Annotated in this window: 18 protein-coding genes; 2 read left to right on the top strand and 16 right to left on the bottom strand. The window is 44.3% G+C overall.

The window, feature by feature from the left end; all coding sequences use genetic code 11:
- Window positions 1-5 precede the first annotated feature (5 nt).
- Together ACP7BU_RS07810 and dsbD are read right to left on the bottom strand one after the other, a co-directional pair.
- Window positions 6-854, bottom strand: coding sequence for a prolipoprotein diacylglyceryl transferase family protein (locus tag ACP7BU_RS07810; protein WP_425879612.1), 849 nt, complete (start codon window positions 852-854; stop codon window positions 6-8).
- Window positions 851-2,788, bottom strand: a complete 1,938-nt coding sequence (gene dsbD / locus ACP7BU_RS07805; protein ID WP_045796119.1) for a protein-disulfide reductase DsbD — start codon at window positions 2,786-2,788, stop codon at window positions 851-853. Before dsbD ends, ACP7BU_RS07810 begins: the two co-directional genes overlap by 4 nt.
- A 108-nt stretch (window positions 2,789-2,896) precedes the next feature.
- On the opposite strand from dsbD, the gene ACP7BU_RS07800 reads away from it, so the two are divergent.
- Together ACP7BU_RS07800 and ACP7BU_RS07795 are read left to right on the top strand one after the other, a co-directional pair.
- Entirely contained in the window at window positions 2,897-3,571 is a 675-nt protein-coding gene (locus ACP7BU_RS07800; RefSeq protein ID WP_005247066.1) for a response regulator, read from the top strand.
- Complete coding sequence (locus tag ACP7BU_RS07795) at window positions 3,564-4,946, top strand: sensor histidine kinase (protein WP_005247067.1); 1,383 nt, start codon at window positions 3,564-3,566, stop codon at window positions 4,944-4,946. The genes ACP7BU_RS07800 and ACP7BU_RS07795 overlap by 8 nt, the downstream gene beginning before the upstream one ends.
- A 525-nt stretch (window positions 4,947-5,471) precedes the next feature.
- Here the strand turns inward: ACP7BU_RS07795 and ACP7BU_RS07790 are convergent.
- The 14 genes from ACP7BU_RS07790 to ACP7BU_RS07725 all read right to left on the bottom strand — a co-directional run bounded on the left by ACP7BU_RS07790 (window position 5,472) and on the right by ACP7BU_RS07725 (window position 21,658).
- The gene (locus ACP7BU_RS07790) at window positions 5,472-8,195 is read right to left on the bottom strand and encodes a DEAD/DEAH box helicase (RefSeq protein ID WP_425879609.1); all 2,724 of its coding nucleotides are present in this window, start codon (window positions 8,193-8,195) and stop codon (window positions 5,472-5,474) included.
- A gap of 11 nt (window positions 8,196-8,206) precedes the next feature.
- Window positions 8,207-8,713: a hypothetical protein gene (locus ACP7BU_RS07785; protein WP_425879607.1), complete on the bottom strand. Its 507-nt coding sequence runs from the start codon at window positions 8,711-8,713 to the stop codon at window positions 8,207-8,209.
- Window positions 8,710-11,970 carry a hypothetical protein gene (locus ACP7BU_RS07780; protein ID WP_425879605.1) on the bottom strand — a complete coding sequence of 1,087 codons (3,261 nt, stop codon included), beginning with the start codon at window positions 11,968-11,970 and terminating at the stop codon, window positions 8,710-8,712. Before ACP7BU_RS07780 ends, ACP7BU_RS07785 begins: the two co-directional genes overlap by 4 nt.
- 35 nt (window positions 11,971-12,005) lie before the next feature.
- Window positions 12,006-13,004, bottom strand: a complete 999-nt coding sequence (locus ACP7BU_RS07775) for a hypothetical protein (RefSeq protein ID WP_425879603.1) — start codon at window positions 13,002-13,004, stop codon at window positions 12,006-12,008.
- A 17-nt stretch (window positions 13,005-13,021) separates the two neighbouring features.
- A complete protein-coding gene (locus tag ACP7BU_RS07770; RefSeq protein WP_425879601.1) occupies window positions 13,022-15,691 on the bottom strand; it encodes a DUF499 domain-containing protein in 2,670 nt (889 codons plus the stop codon).
- Window positions 15,692-15,697: 6 nt separating this feature from the next.
- Window positions 15,698-15,892 carry a methylation-associated defense system helix-turn-helix domain-containing protein MAD1 gene (gene mads1 / locus ACP7BU_RS07765; RefSeq protein WP_078425550.1) on the bottom strand — a complete coding sequence of 65 codons (195 nt, stop codon included), beginning with the start codon at window positions 15,890-15,892 and terminating at the stop codon, window positions 15,698-15,700.
- 297 nt (window positions 15,893-16,189) lie between these two features.
- The gene (locus ACP7BU_RS07760) at window positions 16,190-16,420 is read right to left on the bottom strand and encodes a helix-turn-helix transcriptional regulator (RefSeq protein ID WP_005172256.1); all 231 of its coding nucleotides are present in this window, start codon (window positions 16,418-16,420) and stop codon (window positions 16,190-16,192) included.
- Between the two features lie 95 nt (window positions 16,421-16,515).
- Window positions 16,516-17,418: a hydrolase or metal-binding protein gene (locus ACP7BU_RS07755; protein ID WP_425879598.1), complete on the bottom strand. Its 903-nt coding sequence runs from the start codon at window positions 17,416-17,418 to the stop codon at window positions 16,516-16,518.
- 175 nt (window positions 17,419-17,593) lie between these two features.
- Window positions 17,594-18,658 carry a YqaJ viral recombinase family protein gene (locus ACP7BU_RS07750; protein WP_125274918.1) on the bottom strand — a complete coding sequence of 355 codons (1,065 nt, stop codon included), beginning with the start codon at window positions 18,656-18,658 and terminating at the stop codon, window positions 17,594-17,596.
- 150 nt (window positions 18,659-18,808) lie between these two features.
- On the bottom strand, window positions 18,809-19,843 hold the full coding sequence (locus ACP7BU_RS07745; protein ID WP_125274919.1) for a DUF932 domain-containing protein: 1,035 nt from the start codon (window positions 19,841-19,843) through the stop codon (window positions 18,809-18,811).
- Between the two features lie 131 nt (window positions 19,844-19,974).
- The gene (locus ACP7BU_RS07740) at window positions 19,975-20,280 is read right to left on the bottom strand and encodes a hypothetical protein (protein WP_370982330.1); all 306 of its coding nucleotides are present in this window, start codon (window positions 20,278-20,280) and stop codon (window positions 19,975-19,977) included.
- Between the two features lie 106 nt (window positions 20,281-20,386).
- The gene (locus tag ACP7BU_RS07735; RefSeq protein ID WP_086044078.1) at window positions 20,387-20,770 is read right to left on the bottom strand and encodes a hypothetical protein; all 384 of its coding nucleotides are present in this window, start codon (window positions 20,768-20,770) and stop codon (window positions 20,387-20,389) included.
- Between the two features lie 45 nt (window positions 20,771-20,815).
- Entirely contained in the window at window positions 20,816-21,385 is a 570-nt protein-coding gene (locus ACP7BU_RS07730) for a hypothetical protein (protein WP_125274920.1), read from the bottom strand.
- Between the two features lie 12 nt (window positions 21,386-21,397).
- A complete protein-coding gene (locus tag ACP7BU_RS07725) occupies window positions 21,398-21,658 on the bottom strand; it encodes a hypothetical protein (protein ID WP_086044914.1) in 261 nt (86 codons plus the stop codon).
- Between the last annotated feature and the right edge of the window lie 360 nt (window positions 21,659-22,018).

Below are 22,018 nucleotides of genomic sequence, written 5' to 3'. Positions count from 1 at the left end.
TTTTTTTAAGGTTGATCTGAAATTCTGTTTAAATATTGCTGCAACATGGCCGGACTGAGTTCCCCCATATGCCGCTCGACCAGCTGGCCTTGAGCATTAAAAAACAGCGTCGTTGGCAGGCCAAAACTATTCAGCTGCTGTGGCAGTTCACCATATGGGTCCAGCAGGACATGTTTAAATTGAAACTGATGTTTTCTTAAATAGGCATTTACGGTGGCTACCTCCTCACCCTGATTCAGCATGACAAAATTCACTTGAGGATGCTGCTTGGCTGCTTTGGCCAATACCGGCATTTCGCGATGACACGGCGGACACCAGCTCGCCCACAAATTAATTACCGTGGGCTGGCCAATGAATTGGCTGAGTGGAATCTTATCTGTACCCAGACGTTCCTGTTCTAGTCCAGCAAAGGCTAGATCAGGAAACGCTGCTTCAGTTTTTAGACTGGATTTGAACGCGAGCCCAAGCCCGATCCAAAGTATAAAGATGATCAACAAGATGGCTTTGAATCGGATCTGCAACTGTCTGTTGCGAATGAGATACCACAAAGCACCAATCAGCACCCCTCCCCATAAATGAAAACCCTTATCCTGGATTTTCAGTATGTCGATGGGTGCTGCAAAATACAGCTCGGCATTGAGCAGGACGAAAACAAGACGTGCACCCAGCATCCCCAGCAAAAAACTGCTCCAGAGTACATCCTGACTTTGTCCAAGCTGCTGTTTAGACCATGAATACTTTCTGGCTAATCCAAACAGGACGGCAGATAACAGCATCAAGCCAGTAGCAACAATTATGAGTGTCCAGGGCAACATCAAAGGTCCCAGATGCAATGCATCACTGGAAATCATCATGGTTGTTCCCCTTGCAGTTGCTGCAATTTACCGAGCAAATGTGTCGCGCTAAAGCTTCCGGTTAAACGCAACTCGCGCTGTTCCTGATGCGCTGCATTTAGAAATATGAAGGTGGGTGGTCCGAGGATTTGCCATTCTTTTAGCAGCTCATCCTGACTTGGATGATAGTGGGTCAGGTCTAATTTGATACGAACCACATTTTGTAAAGCTGTCTGGACATCACTACGTGGAATCACTTCCTTTTCGATCGGTTGACAGGCCACACACCAGTCTGCATAGACATCAATTACAACCGGCTGTGCAGGATGTTTGGCTAAAACCTGTTGCAATTCTGCGGCTGTACTGACTCTCTGCCATTCAAGCCGTGATTCTACATGGGCCACCTGTACCTGACTCCAGACATGATAGAGCTGCATGCCTCCTGCATAGACCAGTAAACCACTGAGCAGCATCAGGCCTATTTTCGCTACAGACCGATGCACATGAGGCAGCATCTTGAACAAGAAGTAGCCTGAACAGGTGATCAGTACCACACCCAAAAGGCTCAGGTATAAAATGCCGGGCAATAGTGGACGGGCGAAATACAAGGCCAGCGCCAGCATGACAAAGCCAAAACTAAACTTCAGGCGATCCATCCATATGCCAGGTTTGGGTAAAAGATGGGACCCAAATACGGCAGCAATAAATAGCGGCAAGCCCAGCCCAAGGCCTAAGACAAACAGATAACTGGCGCCCAGCATCGGTTGATTAAGCTGAGACACATAGATTAAGGCACCGGCCAACGGTGCACTCATACATGGCCCGACAATCAGTGCGGCGATCACGCCCATGAGACCAGCACCAATCAGCGTGCCACCCTTCTGCTTTTGCTGCCATTGATCCAGACGCTGTAACATGCCTTGGGGTAAGGACAGCTGAAATGCTCCAAACAGATTAAGTGCGAACAAAATAAACAGAATGCTGAAAATACTGATGAATACCGGACTTTGAAACCAGCGCTGAAAACTGTAACCGAGCTGTGCCACAGCAAGTCCCATGACCGCATAGACCAGTGCCATACCCAAAACAAAGACCAGCGCAATCAGCGCAGCACGGTAGCCTCGGTGCTGCTGGACCAGAATTCCTGTTAAAATTGGAATTAAAGGTAAAGAACATGGTAAAAATGCCAGCAGAATGCCAAGCCCGAGAAAAATCAGGGCATTAATCAACAGACCTTGTTCCGACAGCAAACTTAAAAAATACTGGTCATTGTTCCACTGGCTATTCATGCCTGCTGACGAAGTTTGATTTTTAGGCTCTGCAATGAGTGAGTCGTTTTTCTCTGTTAATTCCATCTCAGGCTGAACGACAGGTTCGGAAACTGCAGTAACTTGCATTTCCTCTACCTTTTCTTCGGTCAGTGCTTGATCTGTACTTGGAGTTTGCTCTATAGCTTGGAGCTCATCTTTCTGAGCGGTCAGAATCTGTTCGTTTACTTCTGGCTGTGTAGTGCTGGCCAGCAGCTTTTGAGGCTTGCTCAAGTTTTGCGCTGAAAATAAACCATCTGCATCAGTTGTTACTGTGGTGCGTTGCACCGGATAACATAAACCGCTTTCTGCACAGCCCTGCCACTGCACCACAAACTGCTGGTTGGGCTGGACATTCAGATTGGTTTTGACTTGCCCATAATGCACCTGGGTCAAACCGAAATTGGGGTCATCTTTGTCTTCGGGTTTGGGCAATGCCAACTTGACTGGGGTCTGCTGATGAGACACTTTAAGCTGGTCATGATACAGATAATAACCCTCTGCGATTTTCCAGCTAAGCTCTGCCTGAGTCTGGCTTGTAGAAACCACCTGAAACTGAAAAGCCTGATCCGGTGGTAAAAAATCTGCATGTGCAGCTCCCGTCATGATTCCACCGCCGATCACGGCACCCAATATCCACTTCAACATCCAGCTGATCTCCTCCTGTTAGGACTGCATTATTGAAAAACTAAAATTAAGGCAACATTAACAGCCCAAATCATTTATAAAATAATGGTAGTTTGATCAGGATGTTCTATGTTTATTGTATTGGTTGAGGATGATCCCTATATCGCACAGAGCATTTGTGCTGCTCTGAACTATCTGAATATTTCAGTGGAGCATGTCAGTCACGCACGTGCTGCGGATTATTTTATCCGGCATAGTGCAGTCGATTTATGTTTACTGGATTTAGGCCTGCCGGATCAGGATGGCCTGGATTTGCTGCACAGCTGGCGACGCGACCAGATTGATCTCCCGGTACTGGTATTGACGGCACGGCTGCGGACCGATCAGTGTGTTCAGGCCCTGAATGCCGGTGCCGACGACTACCTGACCAAACCTTTTGAATTGGAGGAACTGATTGCTCGGATTCATGCTCTCACCCGTCGCCACCGTGGCTTTGCCTCGAATACACTGCAATTTGATGAACTGGTTCTGAACCGGGATACCCAGACTGTGACCTATCAAGACCAGGCTGTGAATTTATCTCGCCGTGAATTCAGCCTGCTGGAAACCCTGATGAGCCACCCCAACCAGATCCTGAAAAATGAACAGCTTATTGACAAGCTCTATGGCTTCCAGGACTCTATCGAGAGCAATGCCCTGAATGTACACATTTATCACCTAAGACAAAAACTGCATCCAGACTTGATTCAGACCATTCGTGGTGTGGGATATATTTTCAAACCGTTTGAGCAACGTCATGTTTAGTCACAGCTTGAAATGGCGTTTGGTCATGAGTCTTTTGGCCGTGTTTATTGTGTTGTGGAGTGCGGTATTTTCATGGCTGTATATTGACCTGAAACAACGCTTACAAGACACGCTGGATCAACGCTTATCGGCATCTGCGCAAATGGTTGCCCGGCTGATTCAGCAGTTACCGCTGGATAGTCTGGGGGATGCAACCTTATCAAAATTAGCCAAGAATGATGAGGTAAACCAGTTAATTGCCTGTGAAGTCTCTCTTTTTAGCTCTGACGTCTCGGTAGGCAATCAGATCATTGCCAAAACACGCGGTGCCCCAAAAAATTTAAGCCAACGACCAGAAGGATTCAGCACCTGGCAGCAGGGTGATACGGAATGGCGCAGTTATGTCCTGCGTCGTGGCGATATTCAGGTGGTGGCGGCAGAACGCATGTTCTTGAGGGATACCCTACTACAGCAGATTCTGCAGGCCGTACTGGTTCCCTTAGTCTTCTCACTGCTGATCTGTATTGCCTTGATCATCTTTATTATCCGCAGACAGTTCCGGTCTTTGGATCAGCTCAGTCAATACCTGAACCAGAAAAACCTTAACTATTCAGAGGCGGCAGATTTTTTAATGCAGCTCAAGCCTGCAAGCATTCCCCAGGAAGTACAGCCTTTTGTCAACAATTCCACGCAGTTGATTCAGAAAATTAATGACAGTCTGCAACAGGAGAAAGCCTTTAGTGCCTATGCTGCACATGAATTACGCAGTCCCCTGACCGCAATTAAAACTCATGTACAACTGGCCCAGCTGATTAGTCAACAGCAGAATCTGCCTGAATCCATTCAGCACAATTTGCAGCAGGCCAATGAGAGTATCCGGCGTTATACGCTGTTACTCGAGCAGCTTTTATTACTGACCCAATCGGAAAACAGTATCCAGGAAATGACTGAGACTATCTGGCTTCGCCCCACACTTGAGAAGGTCCTTGCAGACTTAAGTACACGCTATCCAGAAATGAATGAAAAAATACAGGTGAACTGGAGCCTGGGTGAAATTCAGCTACCTGAATTTGTGCTGTATACCGTACTGAAAAATCTGCTTGAAAATGCACTGCTGCATGCACAGGCTGCCCATATCTGGATTTCCATGCAGTCTGGTTGCCTGGTGATTGAAGATGATGGACAACAACTTACAGCACAGGATATCCAACATTTAGGACAGCGCTTCTGGCGAAAATCGGCTCAGCAGCATGGCCATGGTTTAGGACTGGCATTAGTTAAAAGCTTGCTAGGCAATTATCAATACCATCTTGGATTTCAGCAGCGTGATCCTGTAGGACTGATCGTTAGCATTCAGGAAGATACTTCAAAAGCGTCACGAGAATTTAAAAAATAACCCTTTGTTTTTAAAAACCTTTTTAATATTGAAAAATCTTGTACTCATTTTTTCTCCAAATTAGATTTAGTGGATTAAATCTCAAAAAATATTTTGTTAAAATTACAGGGGGTTATAATTTATCGATTTGCAAGTTTGTTCTTATATCATGCTAGAATTTCGTTATCTTAAAGAAGACACCCCCCCTCTATTTAGAGCTGAATAGCCACCACTCTCCTAGACAAATATCGTAGATTCTTTTTGCATAGGAGAGAACATTATGAGTGGACAACGCTATACCCCAGAATCTAAAAATGAAGCGGTTTAATTAATTTTCTTGAAAAGATGGAGATGGTGGAAGTCGAATTATTTAAAATAATCCACAATATTCAATATCTTATTTTTTATACTTTATTTCTAAATTACCCATATTAACCCCATCCTAAAACTTTTTGTTAGGCTTTGGAATAAATCATTGTTTATTCAAATCTAAGTTATATATTCCGGAAATTAAATTGAATCTTAAGCCAAGTTTTTGGCATTTAATTATCCACATGCCAATCCAATAAGCTTAGCTGAGTATGACTGCTCAAACTTAACAATGTTTCTGTGGTGAAGCTCACGCTCCAGAACCGCCTCGATCTTATGCAAATCCAGCAACGTTTCTCTATTGTTGCTGCTTGCTTTAAAAATAGCATCTATTTGCTTTTCTAAATGAGGCAAGCGATTACCATCACCATCAACAGCCAGCTTCATGATTGAATGGACATTATGCCCTTTATCATTGGCAGCCCGTACTTCCCAAATAGAAACTGATTCACCATGATTCAGCTCACTTGAGTAAAAGCCCAAGTACTCAGGATCAAAATTCCGGTATTTTTCGAGCTGTTCTGAAATAACCGGATGATCCAAACCAATAAGATGCAGCTTTTCTGACTTAGTCGCCTCTTCACGATCCGTGGTAAACAGAATCTGATCAAGACCATCTTTCACCAAGGCAAATTGTTTTTGTCCTCGAACCTCAATGGTCTCCCCTTCGTATGGCAATGCTTTCTGCATAAATTGGATCAGGTCATCTATAGAATCTTTATTATCGGATAATGGTGCGTAGTCAGCCAAACTAAAGCTTTCCAAATCCTGAAACAGCTCAAATACCGCATCTTTTGCATGTTTTGCATTATCCATGGCGGCCTCAAGTTCCAGACGAGTACGCTTCAGTTCAGGATCTTGAAGTGCCTGCGAGTAAAGCTGCTGATAGTTCACCTGCTCTGATAGCTGACCGAGAATCTGAGATCGAAGGTCTTCTTCTATCTGACCTTTCTCATCCACTTTACCAAGTGCTTTGGCAATTTCTTCTAGTTTTTCATCTAGAAGCAGGAAGATGCGACCTTCAATAGTGTCACCCAGTACCAGATTATAAACCTGGGCGGTGTCTCTCTGACCATAACGGTGAATACGCCCGATCCGCTGTTCCATATCCATTGGATTCCATGGCAAATCGAAGTTAAATAACACTCTGGCATGTTGTAGGTTAATACCTTCCCTGCCTGCTGCGGTACAAATCATGATCCTTGGGCCATTCGCTTGTTTAAAGCGTCTTTCAGCAGCAAGCTTACTGCCATGATCACCACCTTTTAAAACAACTACACCTTGCCCTGGATAAGCCTTTTCAATCTGCTCGCCCAGCATTTCTACAGTGCCCAGATATGTGGCGAAAATTACGATACGCTCTTCCGGATTTTGCTGCCAAAGTACACCTAAAGCACCAATAAGCTTATCTACTTTAGTTTCTCGTGTGGCAGGGAATAAGCTTAGTAACTCTTTAATGCGGGATCGTTCTTCTGGCAGCGCATATGCAACAGCTTCCATCGCAGCATTTTCAGCGGCAGCGGTCTCAAGCTCGTCAGCAAAGGTATCGGATGCTGTGGCTAACTGCTCTTCATTAATTTTTTTGATGAGACGACGCTTGATGTCATTCAGAATTCGGTCAATCTCAAGTTCTGAAAGCCGATCATGGCCTAAATCAAACTCAATGCGGATTTGCTCTTTGGCCTCATTAAATGCAAAGTCTCTAGCGTCGATATCTAGATTTTCATCATGCATTAAGCCTTCATGTACAGTTAATGCTAAAAGTCGTCGTCTGAGAGTCCGATGCACTGCTGCAAAACTAGATGCTGCGATTTTCTGGAAAATCGTCATTACAAAACCTAGTGCCGTACCTTTGCCACCTTGCTTCTTCGCCAACGCAAAGCCATCACGCAAGTATTCATTCAAAGCATTATAAAAGTCACGCTCTTTGTCAGACATGGAAAAAGCTTCTGTATGCACCCAACGCCGAGCAAATAAGGTAGAGCCATCCGCTTTACAGGCATCGGCCTTAGTACGTCGAAAAATGATTGGATTCAGGCGATGACGCTCTTCTACCATCTCAGTTTCACTGGAAAACAGGGTAGGATCAAGTAGGTCGATCAGTTTCCAAAACCGAAAGTGGTCACCTTGGTGTGGTGTAGCAGAGAGTAAAATCATGTCTCTACTGTGGTCACGCAACGCCTCAGCAAGCTTATAATTCTGAGTCTTTCGCGTTTTACCGCCTTGCTTATAGGCTGTACAGTGATGGGCCTCGTCAAAGACGATTAAATCCCATCGAGGTGCTTCGAGTATCTTTTTGATTCTGGCAGGTCGTTTTAAAGTATCAATACTGGCGATCAATAAGTTGTGTTTAGCAAATGCATTGCTATGTCGGTCACTAACATCACCTTCACGACCAAATACTTCAAAATTCAGGTTAAATACTTCATTTAATTCACGGTGCCAATTGTTTACTAGACCAGCAGGTACCACCATTAGTGCCCTGTTCAATTCTCCACGGCTGGCCAATTCTCTCAATACCAAAGCAGTTTCAATGGTTTTACCCAATCCCACTTCGTCTGCGATCAGAAAACGCCGTGGACTCGCACAGGCAATACGATGAGTTAATACCACCTGGTGAGGCAGCAAATCAATCTTGGCTGAGGTCAGTGAGCTTGCAGAATCCTGAAGTGGTAATTCGTGTGCTTTCCAAGAAAGCCACGCCTTTGTGACACTGTCAAGGCAACTACCAATATTTGCCACCACACGCTCATTATGGCTAAGTGCAGCCACCAAAGTGCTGACAGGTACTTGCCGTTCACCTTGAGGAAAGAACACACGAGCGTAACCGCCAGCAGAGGAGATAACAACACCTTGACCGAATTCATAATGGCTGACGCGTTCACCAGGTTGAAAATTCATGTTTACTCCTGTTAGCTAATCCGCTCAAGGTATAAACCCAGCCATTCGTTATTCCTGCTACTAGAAGCAGATTCAATTCGACGTACATCCTTCTGTGCACCATTCCAGATACATTGCCCTAGTGGGAATACCTGAGCATCATATTTACCGGCTAGATACCAGTGGTAGGTACTGGTTGTAACCTCTTCCTTCCAACGACCTTGATCAGGCATCCAGAAAATCAATGCAGCATCGGCATGGTTCTGGAAGTCATAAATCATTTCATAAATCTCAGATTCCAACCATTCAAGTGCATCTTCCGGCGATAAAGCATCCACAGCCACATCCAGCCCTGCAACATACAAGCCATCATCATTCAGCAGGGGCATATCATCTGGCCAACCTGCTTCATAAAAGCCAATAAATTGGCGCAAGCTTATAACCTGGCTGGCTGCATTCAGCTCAGCCAGAGTTTTGCCGCACCACAGCACAGAGATCCCACGTCGTTTCCATTTTTCGTCGGTCAGCACACCACTCATACTTCACCTTCCATATCAAACAAGGATATCTGCTGCTGTACTACAGACTGATGCTCCGCCTCCCAGCGGGTATAAAGTTGACGTGCTGTTATTGTAGCCGTACGCATAGTACCGTCTGCACCATTATGTACAAGCCAATCCAACAAATGTCCTAATGCTGGGTGAGGCTTAAAGTTTTCATTTAGAATTTTCTTCGTGTTAATGCCACTTTCTGGATAGCAGGCACCAACCAACAACATAGCTTGATCAAAATCTCGGCTTAAATTTCGTTTATTGATCATACGCTCTTGAGCAAATTCAAGAGGAGAACGCCAGTGAAAAGCTTTAGGGCGGGTTGTTTCAGTCGCCCATCCAAAAGCGATAAACGTTGATGGTGCTATACCACTACCTCGAAGAAATTTTTGCATCTGATCCCGTTCCACTGATGCTTGACGAGAAAAGATACGTAAAAATTGCCGGGTATTTGGTTCACATACAACGGGTGTACCACCCGATTCTGATTCCGATTGATCATCAAGAATTTGGTTAATACCTACCAAGGCCTCATTAACAGTAAACTCGCGTCCTTCTTCAACATAGACTTGACCATAGTGTCGCGAAAAATATTCAAGTGCTTTACCTCGCTTAATTACTTGAATATCTGCTATTGGCAATCCACCAGTTTGATGATGTTCTAATAAATCTTGAAGTTGTTTTACATCTGCTAAGATTTTTCGACGCAACCGCGCCCAACTTATTTTACTAGGAGCTTCTGTACGCTTACGGCATACATGGATAATGTCGTATTCAATCGTCTTGGAACCAAACTCACCTTTACCCTTAGTTTCATCGCTGCGGATCGGATAAGTTGCTTCAAGATAATATCCTGCATCGAATAAGCTTTCTAACACATCCACCCAAGGCTCATCCTCGCTGTGGTGGAAGGTAAAGGCTAAGATACCACCTGGTTTAAGCAAACGATTTGCTTCACGCCAACATTCGGTTAGCAGGCGTTTGTAAAAGGCATCAGGGTCATCAGGATGACGTGCCTTGTTCGACACTGCCTCCAGTGTTTTTGGGGTATATTCTCCAGCATAGATCTCCGGATACTTATCCTTCAGCAACAGACGTAGCCAAACGTAAAAGAAATCTGCCAATTCAGCATAATGCAGCAGGCCACCAAAAGGAGGATCAGTAATCACCAAATCGTAAGACTGATCAGCGTATTGCTTTAACTCAGTAGATGAGCCGCAAGTAACCAAAGTACCTGGCAGCACAGGGTCGTTTGGCATGGTTTTGGAGCTTTTCCCGCTGACCAATTTACCAATGTCGTCGGACATGTTGCTCAGCATCTCGTTCGAGACGGTTTCCCATGGCTGCTTGCACCACTCTAGACCTTTCAGAGTATTTGCCCGGCAGGATGACCAATTTCCTCTCCCCAAATCAGCAAATACTGAGTTTTCAATTACTGTCGATTTGGGATGGTAATTATTGTTACTAAACATCGGCTCAGGTGTATCGCGCTGAGGATTCCAGAAGCAAAACATATTTTGATTACGTAGATATTGCTGAAAAGCGCCTAGTACAATTTCTTTGCTTGTGTCACTAAAACCATATGAAGTATCGATAGCTTTTAAAATTTGTGCATGGATTAAAAGCTGTAATGGATTAAACATGGTATTCCAGTGAGTGAAACCATGATTAGGTACACCACCTTGTAGGTGATGTGTCATAAACCCATAGGGCAATTCTGACTCCGGCCAATAGCCGTATAAATCTGAGTGTTTCCTCTTTTCCCATTCTGATACTGCCAAATTTTGTCGTTTAGCTGCATTGGTATCGGCTGGAGCAAAGTAACGACCATTATAGGGAGCACCCATTGCATTTCGTCTAGGCGAATAACATTGCAATACGTAAGCGGCCATAGGACCTGTCTGACCAGAAGCTCTGATGCTATCGAGTACGTCCTGCTGGCGACCACAAGTGTTTTCCTGGCAGGTAAAAGTAGACTTCTTAGGAATCGTTCCTTGTTGAGTATTTATTAAGACACCTGAATCAGGGCAGGTAATTTCATCCGGTAGCTTGCCTCGTACTTCAATCAGCTTCAGAGTATTTGTTCTGTGCAAATTCCAACGCTGCGTTGCTCCCACCTCACTAATAGATGTTCCACCAAAGATACCTTGTTCATCAGTCTGTGATGAGCCTTTCAGCCAATCAGGATGAACCAATAAAGTCAGATCAATTTTTTTATTCTTGCTCATCCTCTTCGGTAAGTTTAAGGATTCACCATTTTGTGCTGCCACTGCATCACGATACTGATGTTGGCAATGAGGACACTGGTAGTTACCGGTGTTATCCATAATGGTATATGGGGCTTCTGAATCACTTACTACAAGCGGCACATCCGGAGCCATACGAGCTTCATGCCGCTCAATGTCAAAGCTCTTAGTGCAATGCTGGCATTCAATACCTTCCCAGCTTTTAACAGACAACGATTTCACCGCTACAACAGGGGATGTCATAAGTGGTGTGCGATGGCCACATCCAGGAGCTGCGCAAGGGCCATGCTTCGCCCAGAAGGTGTAAATTACCTCTGGGCCTTCGTACTTATAGTCTTTACGTTCTTCCGGCATTAGAGCAAGCGGATCAAAATCATCACCCATAACTTTTCCTGTCGAGCGTTGTGTCCATTTACCTTTTTCGCCGTTGGGACCTTCGCAAGCATAAAATGGCATGATCTGCGGCTTAACTTCTCGCTCAATGTGATCAAATAGCTTGTTGACCTCATCTAGATCTACATCAGCTAATTCATTCTTCACAACCAACCAGGCTACCGGGTTCAAATCATTACCCGTCATCTGCATACCTAGACGCGCACCTTCCACCAGAGTAGTACCGCCACCCATAAAGATGTCAGCTACTTTGAGTTTCCTAAACGCTTCGTTATTTTGGTGATTAGCATAGTAGTTATCCCATACCAATTTTGCAGCTTCAGATGGATCATCTGGTGCTTTGGTTGCTGCAGCAATCAACATAGAGCGGAATACACTTGATCGACGACGTGCCCACCACTTGCTCATTTGATAAATAGGCTTCCCTGCATTCCCTTCAATTTGTGCAATCTGATTGATCGGCAAAATAGGAAAATCAACCTCAAGACAGGTTAATGAGCGATTAGGGTCAGAAAAGTCGACAGACTCTAGATAAGCTTTTTTACCCGCGCCGACAGCTTCAGCTACCAGAACTTCAGTCAGTTGGGCTTTTGTTTTAAATGCCATAAAAATTTTATCCAATGAGCAATATGTGCTCACAATTAGCTGTTGGGTTTCGATAGTTCAATGAAAGGTACGGCCACTTCTAACAGACTCAAGCCACCATGGGCTAAACTTGGGTAACCGCCCTGGCTACGCCATTTCTTCCGACCTAGAACGATATTCCAATTGCCATGTTGTGTCGTCAGCACCTGCGACAGAGGTGGTACCCAATGCTGCTCAGTTTCTGCGTCTTTTACTTCATTATTACGACCTGATTTGAACTGATTTTTCAAATAAGTTTTCTGGTCTTCCGGGTATACATCGGGAAACAATGCAGGATTTGAATATCCATGGTCTGCTGTAATTACTAAGCGACGACCAGTAGCCAGTTTATCTACAAAAGTCCAGAACTCATCACCGGTTAACACCTCGGCGGCTTCTTTCGCCAATACCCTATAACCTGCACCTTGTTCAGCAAGGTGATGCATACGATCATCCGGCCAGTGATGCCAGAAAATAATATTCGGGTCCGCTTTTATCAATGTCGCACAATCAACCCAGGGCAGATCTGTAGATTCGGTAAAAGCATTCACAAAATCTGCACTTTGACCTTGATTGTTCTGCAATTTGGTACGTTGACCAAAGCCTAGTGCTCGTGCAAATGGTGTGGTATCACCTGGCAGTTCCGAGGCTGTTGTACATGCGCCATGAATGGTATATCCACGTTGCTGTGCTCCTTCCAGTATCCAAGGTGCTTCACGAAGTGACAGTGCATCAAGTATCAGGATAGCTTTCGGTGTTGTTTGGCGTTGCCAGAACGCTTTCAGTGCATCCACAGTTCTTGGGGAAGCATTCTCGAAACTCGACCACAAATCCCAAGCACTACCAGCCAATACATCATCTAGAGGTTTAATGGCTCTGTCTCGTTCGGTCGTTTTTGCATCTGCCAGATCTTTTCGGATTGGCTCAGCAAACAAGGACCAAAGGGCAGAAAAGATTTTCGGCCATGCTTCCTGTGCAGGTAGTCTGTGTATATCAGCGATCAGTGACTTATCCATATGCGTTTGCCTATTACTTATTGTTCTTTATCCAAATCCAGAGAGTAGGTAACCCCATCTGGTAGATTCTTCAGTAGATGCTCTAACTGTGCTCCAGTGAGCTGTGAAGTGGATAATTTAACTTCTTTGACCTTACTAAATTTATTAATACCCCACTGCTCAAGCTTGCCGAGTAGACTCAGAGTAGAAGTGTTCTGAGCGCTGTGGTGGGCAACAGAACCAGCTGAACTACCGAAAAGTGAACTAGGGTTTGGGGTATTTGAAGGCATTGGACCACCATTGCCCGGTAGGGGCTCATTACCACCTCCGGTTAAATCTCCCAATTCTTCTGGTACAGGCTGCACTGGAACAGAGCCACCCGAACCGACAGATCCTCCCGGCAAATGTAAGGTGGTTTCTTCTAGATCTTTACCGCTACCTAGCTTGCCACGCACCCTATACCAAGCGTCTTCTACGCTTTCTGACGGCTTTTTCTCATAAAGACTACCCTTAGCATTGATAGCGATCTTGCCTTCGGCACAGGCTCGGCCGATGCGCTCTTTAATAGCTGTTTCACCTAGCCATGGAATGCTTTCGGCCCCTTTAGAGGCAGGTTCTTTCAATTGTTCGATAAGGTCTGCCACACTACGGCTCTTTGTAGCAGCATTAAGCAGCATGCTATCAAATTCCTCTGGAATGAACAGCTCATTACGGATTTTCTCATCCAGCTTTTCAAGGATCTGCAGCCCTTCAGCACCGTGTTGCGAGATCTCAAATTCACATTGCGCCGGATCGGCGAAATTCCATACCACTAACACAGCAAAACGATCAAAGCGGGACTGCAACTGTTCACGTAGTTCTTTTTGATATTTGAGGTGTAACTGCACGTATTCACGCTCGGAATTTTTCCAATCGCTTGCTAAATAGACTGCTCTGGCCAATATGAGCAATGACTTATCATAGAAGATGTCAGCAGTACCTACGCGTGGCAGTAGAAAACGTACTGTGTTTCGTGCCTTTGTAACATGAGTTTTCAGCCATTCACCCAACTCTTTGTTATCAAGCGAAGCCTTGGGCATTACAACCACCGGAATACGGTTATCCCAATATTGAGGGTGGTCTTTCTCTTCAACATCAGACCAAGGTGCAGTTTGCCATTGTTTCTTTAATACGATAGTTCGGTAAATATTCGACTGGTTACCATCACCTACTAACGCATAACGAATTTCTTTTGCAAGATGTTCTACATCCTGATCGTTCTGGAAGAGCTTGTCATTCTTGGCGTGAGCCAATAGCTTAGCCTGCGGATTCACTTCATTCTTGAATACTAGTCGGTTAGCCTGGCGGTGAATGTTAAAGCTATTATCTTCAATAATGGCAAGCTCTGCTGCAAACAAGTTGTCATCTATCGCTTTTCGCTCAGTGATATCCAACTGTAATTCTGATGGCTCAGCGCCGGCATGGTTCTCTAATGACATCGAGCGAAGCCATAACGCTGACAGGATAGCCTCAAGGTGTGGTACCTGAGCAGCAGGCACGCCATTTTTTACAGCCTCAAGGTTACGGAGCGCATTCTCACGCAAATCCCGATGCAACTGGCTTGCAACAGAATCCAGTAACGAAGTAACACCTGATTTTTCGCTAGTTAAGCTGAAATGCGCTGGAGTAAGGATTGCAGTGTCATCACCAGATGCTTTAAATACGTCTACCAAAATACGCAAAAGGTCCCTTGTTTCTTGCGTCTCAGTTGCAATCAATACTTGATCATCCAGCAACTGGAGAAGACGCGGTGAATAGGGCCAAGCTTCTATAAACTGCCGTCGATGCTTCTCATGCTCAGAGCCCGAAATGTGACTCAGACGTAAAAATTCGTCCACATGGGTTTGAATCAGTACTGCGATATCGGACTCTGGAATATTCATCCTGTTTTCGAAAATTCGATAGAGTAAAAGACGCTGTCTGTCACGCTTGGCTTCCGGTCCTTTGAAGTCAATCCGTACCGGATTAACACGAAACAACTGTTGTGCCGCATCAGAGTTTCCTTCGCGTACCGACACCACAAGTGTTAGAAGCTCAGGATGCTTTTCTGAAATTTCTGAAAGAATTTGAATGAAGTTAAATGCCCAGGTCTTACGCTTGTGTTGACTGGAATTTGTTAATCCTTCAAACCAAGTCTGAAACTCATCGAGAATTAAAATGAAAGGCTTATTCTCAGCCATTTCAAGCATCAAGTCGTAGCCTGGCACCTCAGTACCGTGCACCTCCCATTTAGCTTTGATAATCTCACCATGTGGGTGTTGCTTGAAAAGCACATCCCAAACATGTTTGTAACGTTGAAGGTGAAGGCTTTCGGTAATGACATGCATACCGTACTGTAACTTTAGACTTGCAATAGCTGGGTTATTTAACCGCGCAGCCCAATCATTTAACCAATTTACCGTTGCATCCTGATCCTGGTGCATGTGTGAAAGTGCAGCCATGAGATGCGATTTACCCTGGCCGCGTGCACCAATAATAACGACAGGCTCTGCACGACCTGCCTGTACAGCCTCAATTGTCTTAAGCATGTCAATCGAAGGATAAGTAATTTTCAGGAATTCACTTGCAGACTTATCCAGTGCACCCGTGCCATTCCGATTATGCATTTCGATCATCGTCCCTTTAATACGATGACCAGAAAATTCTTCACGTAATTTTAACCCTAGCATGATTGGTTAACTCTCTTTATTACTTGATATTTGATTGTGTTGCTGCGCTATCCAATTATCTATTTCTTCTTTCTTGAAGCGCCATGAAGCTCCCAATTTGAATGCTGGGATCTTTGCTGATAAGGCCATACGATACACAGTACGCTCGTTGAGCTTGAGGTACGTTGCGACATCCTTAACAGTCATTATTTGCTCAATCATGTTTATCGTCCGTATTGGCAACATGGTTTCAAACTGTCGCAATAGTACAATAATGTACAATATTTTTCAATCAAAAATCTAAAAATCAAACACTTATAAAGAAAGTAAGGATATTTATTCAGGTAAGAAAATAATGACAAAACTAAATACTCTACCCTGTCATCAACCTAATAAATCAATAGAAAACAATACGTGCTTGAAGGAGTTATTTAGTATTAATAGCTAAATGTATTCTCAAATTTAAAATAGCGGCTCTGCTAGCGAAAACAAAAAAATAAGGGAACTAAAGTTCCCTAGTTATTCTCGACTCGCCAACTTACTTTCAATCCATTGATGGATCTCATAAGCTGACCAGCCGATACGATTTTGAGTGATTTTAACTTTCTTTGGGAATGAAGGATCGTAATAAGGTGAGTTTTCATCCATCATTTCGTAGATGGTAGAACGCCCCACCCCGACAAATTCTACGACCTGCTTAATACTGATGAGTTGATTCATTTGAAATGTTTGACCGATAAACGCATTCATGAGGCTAGCTCCTAATCATTGATGCGAGCGGCTATTCGCTCAAATAATAGAGCTGGTCTGTAAAATTTAACGTTAGCTATCTTCTCTCCTCTCGCTTAATTCACAGCTCTTACACTTTGCTGTAACCCCTGCTGAATATCCTGAACAAACCCTTCAGGCGAAGCTTGTTGCTCCACCGCCCGGTTCTGTTCTTGTTCAGGGTAGTATTCCTCCAGTACATCTAACCCTTCCTCTATATCCGTTTCAAACCTTGCATTGGCAAAACCTCGTCTAGCGATATGATCTACAGCCTCTTGATAGAATCCGGCCTGCTTGCTCTGTTCATCAATTTGCTTGGCTTGAGTAATGGCATCATTGAGACTAATCCCATCCCTTAAAGTTAGATCAACGTAATACACCGGCTGACGATAGCTTTGTGTGGTGCTTTTGCCTCTTAAAGTCAGTTGCAAAGGCAGACAAGACAATAAGCCTCCCGAAGCTGCATGGTAATAACTCAGCCGTGCAGCTAAAGTTCGGATGCTGTTGAAGCCAGTTGTTCGAAATATAAATGTTCCAAGTTCATCAGAGTCATCCAAATTCACATGCAGGCGACCGTAGGGCTTGCAGTTCCCTCCTTGAGCCAATGGGCATAAATCAGGGGATGGACAAGGATGTTGCTCTACGCCTTGATTGGTTAAACGCTGGCATGTTTCACCATTGCCGACACATACTGGTCGTCCAGTCTGTCGATCAAACAGGCTGTACTCCGCACGTAGGTTTAAATCAGGATCATTAAAAATCAGGCGCACAGGTATGGTTCTAAGCTTCTGATTAGGTGCTTGTGCACGAAGCTGTTCATCCAGCGGATGCTTAATCCAGCCATTCTCTTTGCTTTGGATCTGGGAAGTAATGGTGAACTGATCATCCTTTTCAGGTAGGCGTTTGCCATTCTTTTCTACTACCCGACCGATACTGATACGTCCCAGGGCAGGTGGTGTAATCGCTAAACCTTTAATCATTTTATTTTCCTCAATTTGATTTTGTACAGATCATCCAGCTTTATGCAGATCACCTGATTCAAGAAATATGTATATAGCTCGCTACAAAAGCCGCGACCGTTTGCCCTCTATTCCTAGCGAACGGAGGGCGGGGAGCTGTTTTTGTGTATCGCTATTTGAATGGGCTGAAACAGACTTAGTCGGTATAGATATTGAATCGACGACTACCCTGTTTTTGCAGTGGATAAAGCTCGATAAGTTCAGGCTGATGCTGAAGCAATGCTTTGGTATTCAGGCTGATGGAGTCCTTGGCTTTCTTCCAGACCACAGAGCCATTGGCAAAGGTGGCTCGTTCAGCATCTTTCATCAGCATCTGAATTTCATGCTTGAGCTGGTCAAAGCGTTCCTGCTTATGCTGAATCTCTTCTTTCATTTTGATGAGCTGCTCAAACATCAAATTGGCATTTTCATTTTGCGAAAGATCCTCTACCGTTAAAGGTACATGCGCTGGATAAAGTTGTTGAATCGCTTTAGCTGCGGATTCACTGGCATCGACTGATGGCGGAGTATCGTTTTCTACACACTCCCAAAAATATCGTTCTGCTTTAACAATATGCTCAATCACTGATTCAGACCGTGTCACTTTGAAGATCTTGGTTTCATGCCCACAGATCAAGACACAAACATGCGCTGCCTGTTTTCCTGTCACTGCAAGTTGGTGCTGTACCTGACACAGTACGTATAAAGGCACGCCATCTCGCCATAGTCTGGCACCATGTTCCCCGGCTGTTTTACACTCCAGGATCTGGACTTCATCACTCCCCACCACGGTATAATCCAAGTTGGCTAACATAAAGGACTTATCCGGATCGGGATGCTGAAGCACGGCATTGACCCGACGGACTTTATTATTGGTGTGCAGACTGTAGTACTCAGCCACCAATGGCTCTAGCTGTTTGCCCCAATACAACGGTGCAATGCCTGAACTGTCATCATTAACGTTCTGCTGAGTTCGACCGGTCTTGATCATCCACAGTTCCAGCATCGACATGTAAGGGTTGAGGCCGCAGGCGGTTGCGGCATCACTACTGCCAATGCCTTGCTTACGCACTTCCAGCCATTCCTGGTAATCCATATTTTTGGTATTGGCTAAACGCTTGGCTATCGTTGGTCGTTTAGCGACTGTGTTTGATTGATTGCTCTCATTCGGAATTGGGAAATGAGTTCGTTGAGGGATATTTATCGGTGCAATCTGATTCATGCTTTAATCCTTATAAGGAGTGAGGTCTGTAAAAATTTTTGGCATAAAAAAAGCCACATCTGGAGATGTGGCAAAAGGGGATTTTCACTGGAGAAGGATCATCTACATGACCCTTGACCATTATTGTAATAGCACTGGCTTAAATGAAACTTAAACCACTAAGCGAAGCGCCTGTTCTAGTCCACGCTGCTTTAATGCAGCACCTGCACCAAACCAGGCTGAATCGAGACGGTGATCAGTACTCATGGCACGACGTTCATGGTCAGCAAACTCGGTGATTGAACACAATAAACCATAGGCTGTGTCTTTCGCCGAACTGAGTTCTGCACCTCGCCCCTGTCCATTAAACATATCCATTACTTTAGTCATGGCACGTCCATTCGGTTCAGACTTTTCTTTGGCTGGATTTGCAGTGGCGATATTGCGATAGAACTGAATGATGTTCTCCTCCTGATCTGTAATGCTTAGGCTAGTGTTGTTAAACACCGCATCAAAATAGGCAGCCGCTTCACCTTGAGTGACCTTACGTTGACTCAGTTGTTTCATTTCATACATATGCTCATCCCAGGCACGGACTGAAATACCCAATTGCTGTTTAACTTTGTCAGCATCGAACTTAGTACTGTGTGGCACTTTCACCACACCAGCACTGCTACTCTGTCCACGCAGAGCAATGGCTAAGGTGTTATTACACACCACACGGATATTGGTGAACTGTGCTGTTGTCGCAAGCGTCCCATCGCAGGCGGTCGCCAGCAAAATATAGCCATTACTGACATCCTTGCCCTTCAGTGCTGTGCTTTGCCCAGTACGAGCCAATGCCCAAAACTTTTTACCGCCTTTCAGAACACCTGCTGTTTCCAATTCAAAACCGGATTGCTCAGTTAGATCCCGATAAAACTCCAGAATTTCCATCGGCTGGACTTCCTGATAGCGTTGACTGACCACAGACAGAGGCGCATGAGTATCGGAACGATAAAGCACTCGCTGTTCTTCATAGGGCATGATGATGCTTTGGCCACGTTCATTCTGTGCCATGTAACTGACATTTGAGGATTCAATCCGCCAATCCATGCCTGCTTGCTGGGCCCAGATTTCAATCGACTGATTTTGAGTGAGTTGATTACCTAAGCCATGCCAAGGGGTATCACCGACATACGCCATTTGTTCAAGTTGATGTGCCATATTTAATATTCCTTAATCTTAAAATTTAAAAATTGAAGATGCTTAGAAGAAAGCATGTGTTGAAAAATGTAAGGTTGTGAGATCAAAGCTAGATCGTATTTAGACCTATGAGGATCTATCTATTAGGCCAATTAAGCAGGCTTGACCCAGGCAAAATGCTGCTGGCAGTCCTGGCAGATAAAATTCATGGCATTACCATAGTGCCGTTCAAAATAATACTGACTGACCACTACCAACACACCACCAATAACCACCCCAACCATCGCACCGACTAAAGGTGGAGCGCCGGTCTTCTTCGCCATTTTTATTCCGAACAGCGCCATCTGGGCTGGGGAAAGGAAATACCGTAGCTGTTCAAAATACTGTTCATGAGGGTGTCCAGATTCGGTCTGCTTGATATTGGCAGACTGGCAATAAGGACAATGGATGAAAGACATAGATCAATTCCTATTAAAAAACTGGAAGGTCAGGCATAAAAAAACCGCACCCCGAAGGATGCGGTTTTGTCTTTAAGTCAATCGTGACTGGTTTTGTGCTTAGTCTTTATTGAAAGCTATAACTAGCATTGCCCTTGTCAGTTTCAACATCCACCTGTACTACATTGCTATATCCACATCCTGTTAACTGCAATTTCAACACCTGCCCCATCTTAAAGAATTGTGGATATTGAATTTTTCTTCGATATCCCTCATAGCTGCATTGACCATTATTGATCGACACATTTTTTGCTTCGATAGGATCAGGAGAGTTCGAGCGAATCGTTAAGACAGTAGCTGTTTGATTTTGAGCATACCAGTTACTCGTATCCTCAACACTCAGTTCAACGGTAAAAGTGTTCGGGTCTAAACTTGAGCTACATCCCGATAACATCCATCCAGAGGTGACCAGGAGAGTGCTAAGCAGAATAGGTTTAATTAAGATATTCATTATAAATGTGTCCTTCACTCGATATTCAGCTGTACCTGTTAAGCTTTAGCAGTAGTTATAACTGACCTGATAATCACCGGTATTGGCATCGATATCGACCATATGGACTTCGCAATCACTGCCAGTATGGAATTTATAGACATAGACACTATGTGAAGGGTCTTCTGTTTCCAGAGCTCCACGCTCTTGCAGGCTAAAATCATTCACAGACTTACCTGTATCTTTAGCAGTCTTCTCAAAAATATAATTTTGATACTGACGAATTTTGGCTTGTTCAAACTCAGGTAAATCCCGATAAGGAATCATGGACTCAATTGTCCCAGTGCTATCCTGATTAAGATCAAATTCAAAACTGAGTAATGCCGGGATCCGTGATTTTTTCTCTGGTGCTACGACCTTCTCTTGAAGATCTGCCTTATCAGTGTTTGTAACCTCATCACCACCCTGAATAATAGTTGATGTTACTGCCTCTTCCCCTTGAGGCACACTGGCTTTAGCAGTGGTTGCAACTGTGTCTGCCTGGCCATTTGACTTGGAATTAAAATAAAAACCAGCCACGACCATGATCGTCATGGCAATAATTGCAGCCAAGCCTAATAAAGTTTTATTATTCATGATCTCACCCGCTTAGTTAGGCACGGTAACTTGGCCATTATTGGCATTGTAGTGAACAAAGCGCGGACAACCACCCTGAAAGTTCACTGTAAAATTTTTCCAGCCACGATTACCAGGATTGGTTTTATAGAGACATTGATAGACTCCATTCCCTGTATGACGCGCTTGAACAAGATAGGATTCACTCGCTTGAGCGAACCAACCTGCTTGCGCGAAAGATGCACCTGCGAGCAATGATGAAATAAGGGCAGTTTTTAGGAAGGTTTTAAACATAATCATTTTCTCTTTTTTATAGGTATCACCAGTTTTTACAAGAACCAGTGTCCCCCATGTCATGAATGGTTGAATGAACATCTATGTTTTTTTGAAGTATTTAGACGGTAAAGCACCCGGATCTACGGCCCTCAAAACAGCATGAGAGAGTCATCTTCATATCAGTAATATGTAATTGAAAAAGTTTTATTCTTAGAAAGTCATCGATACAGCTATGCTGTTGATTGCATAGCCTTAGGTCTAATCACTAATCGGCACAAATATAAAAAAATAGAAATATAAAGGACAGTATTGATGTAAGCGCATGGCGTACTCCTTTGTTTTAAAAGAATCCTGCCAAATCACTGTCAATTGATGGTG

Source organism: Acinetobacter sp. 40AMC3-4, from assembly GCF_049898185.1.
In the GTDB taxonomy this organism is placed as follows: domain Bacteria; phylum Pseudomonadota; class Gammaproteobacteria; order Pseudomonadales; family Moraxellaceae; genus Acinetobacter.
Note: the sequence above shows the minus strand (reverse complement) of the source record. Positions and strands in the feature narration are given on the sequence as shown.

Excerpts from the sequence above, each read along its gene's own strand:
- ACP7BU_RS07725 (WP_086044914.1), bottom strand. The coding sequence starts at position 21,658 with ATGTTTAAAACCTTCCTAAAAACTGCCCTTATTTCATCATTGCTCGCA.
- ACP7BU_RS07755 (WP_425879598.1), bottom strand. The coding sequence starts at position 17,418 with ATGATTAAAGGTTTAGCGATTACACCACCTGCCCTGGGACGTATCAGT.
- ACP7BU_RS07735 (WP_086044078.1), bottom strand. The coding sequence starts at position 20,770 with ATGAATATCTTAATTAAACCTATTCTGCTTAGCACTCTCCTGGTCACC.
- ACP7BU_RS07730 (WP_125274920.1), bottom strand. The coding sequence starts at position 21,385 with ATGAATAATAAAACTTTATTAGGCTTGGCTGCAATTATTGCCATGACG.
- ACP7BU_RS07780 (WP_425879605.1), bottom strand. The coding sequence starts at position 11,970 with ATGGCATTTAAAACAAAAGCCCAACTGACTGAAGTTCTGGTAGCTGAA.
- ACP7BU_RS07770 (WP_425879601.1), bottom strand. The coding sequence starts at position 15,691 with ATGCTAGGGTTAAAATTACGTGAAGAATTTTCTGGTCATCGTATTAAA.
- ACP7BU_RS07795 (WP_005247067.1), top strand. The coding sequence starts at position 3,564 with ATGTTTAGTCACAGCTTGAAATGGCGTTTGGTCATGAGTCTTTTGGCC.
- dsbD (WP_045796119.1), bottom strand. The coding sequence starts at position 2,788 with ATGTTGAAGTGGATATTGGGTGCCGTGATCGGCGGTGGAATCATGACG.
- ACP7BU_RS07785 (WP_425879607.1), bottom strand. The coding sequence starts at position 8,713 with ATGAGTGGTGTGCTGACCGACGAAAAATGGAAACGACGTGGGATCTCT.
- ACP7BU_RS07800 (WP_005247066.1), top strand. The coding sequence starts at position 2,897 with ATGTTTATTGTATTGGTTGAGGATGATCCCTATATCGCACAGAGCATT.
- ACP7BU_RS07740 (WP_370982330.1), bottom strand. The coding sequence starts at position 20,280 with ATGTCTTTCATCCATTGTCCTTATTGCCAGTCTGCCAATATCAAGCAG.
- ACP7BU_RS07775 (WP_425879603.1), bottom strand. The coding sequence starts at position 13,004 with ATGGATAAGTCACTGATCGCTGATATACACAGACTACCTGCACAGGAA.
- ACP7BU_RS07750 (WP_125274918.1), bottom strand. The coding sequence starts at position 18,658 with ATGAATCAGATTGCACCGATAAATATCCCTCAACGAACTCATTTCCCA.
- mads1 (WP_078425550.1), bottom strand. The coding sequence starts at position 15,892 with ATGATTGAGCAAATAATGACTGTTAAGGATGTCGCAACGTACCTCAAG.
- ACP7BU_RS07810 (WP_425879612.1), bottom strand. The coding sequence starts at position 854 with ATGATGATTTCCAGTGATGCATTGCATCTGGGACCTTTGATGTTGCCC.
- ACP7BU_RS07760 (WP_005172256.1), bottom strand. The coding sequence starts at position 16,420 with ATGAATGCGTTTATCGGTCAAACATTTCAAATGAATCAACTCATCAGT.
- ACP7BU_RS07790 (WP_425879609.1), bottom strand. The coding sequence starts at position 8,195 with ATGAATTTTCAACCTGGTGAACGCGTCAGCCATTATGAATTCGGTCAA.
- ACP7BU_RS07745 (WP_125274919.1), bottom strand. The coding sequence starts at position 19,843 with ATGGCACATCAACTTGAACAAATGGCGTATGTCGGTGATACCCCTTGG.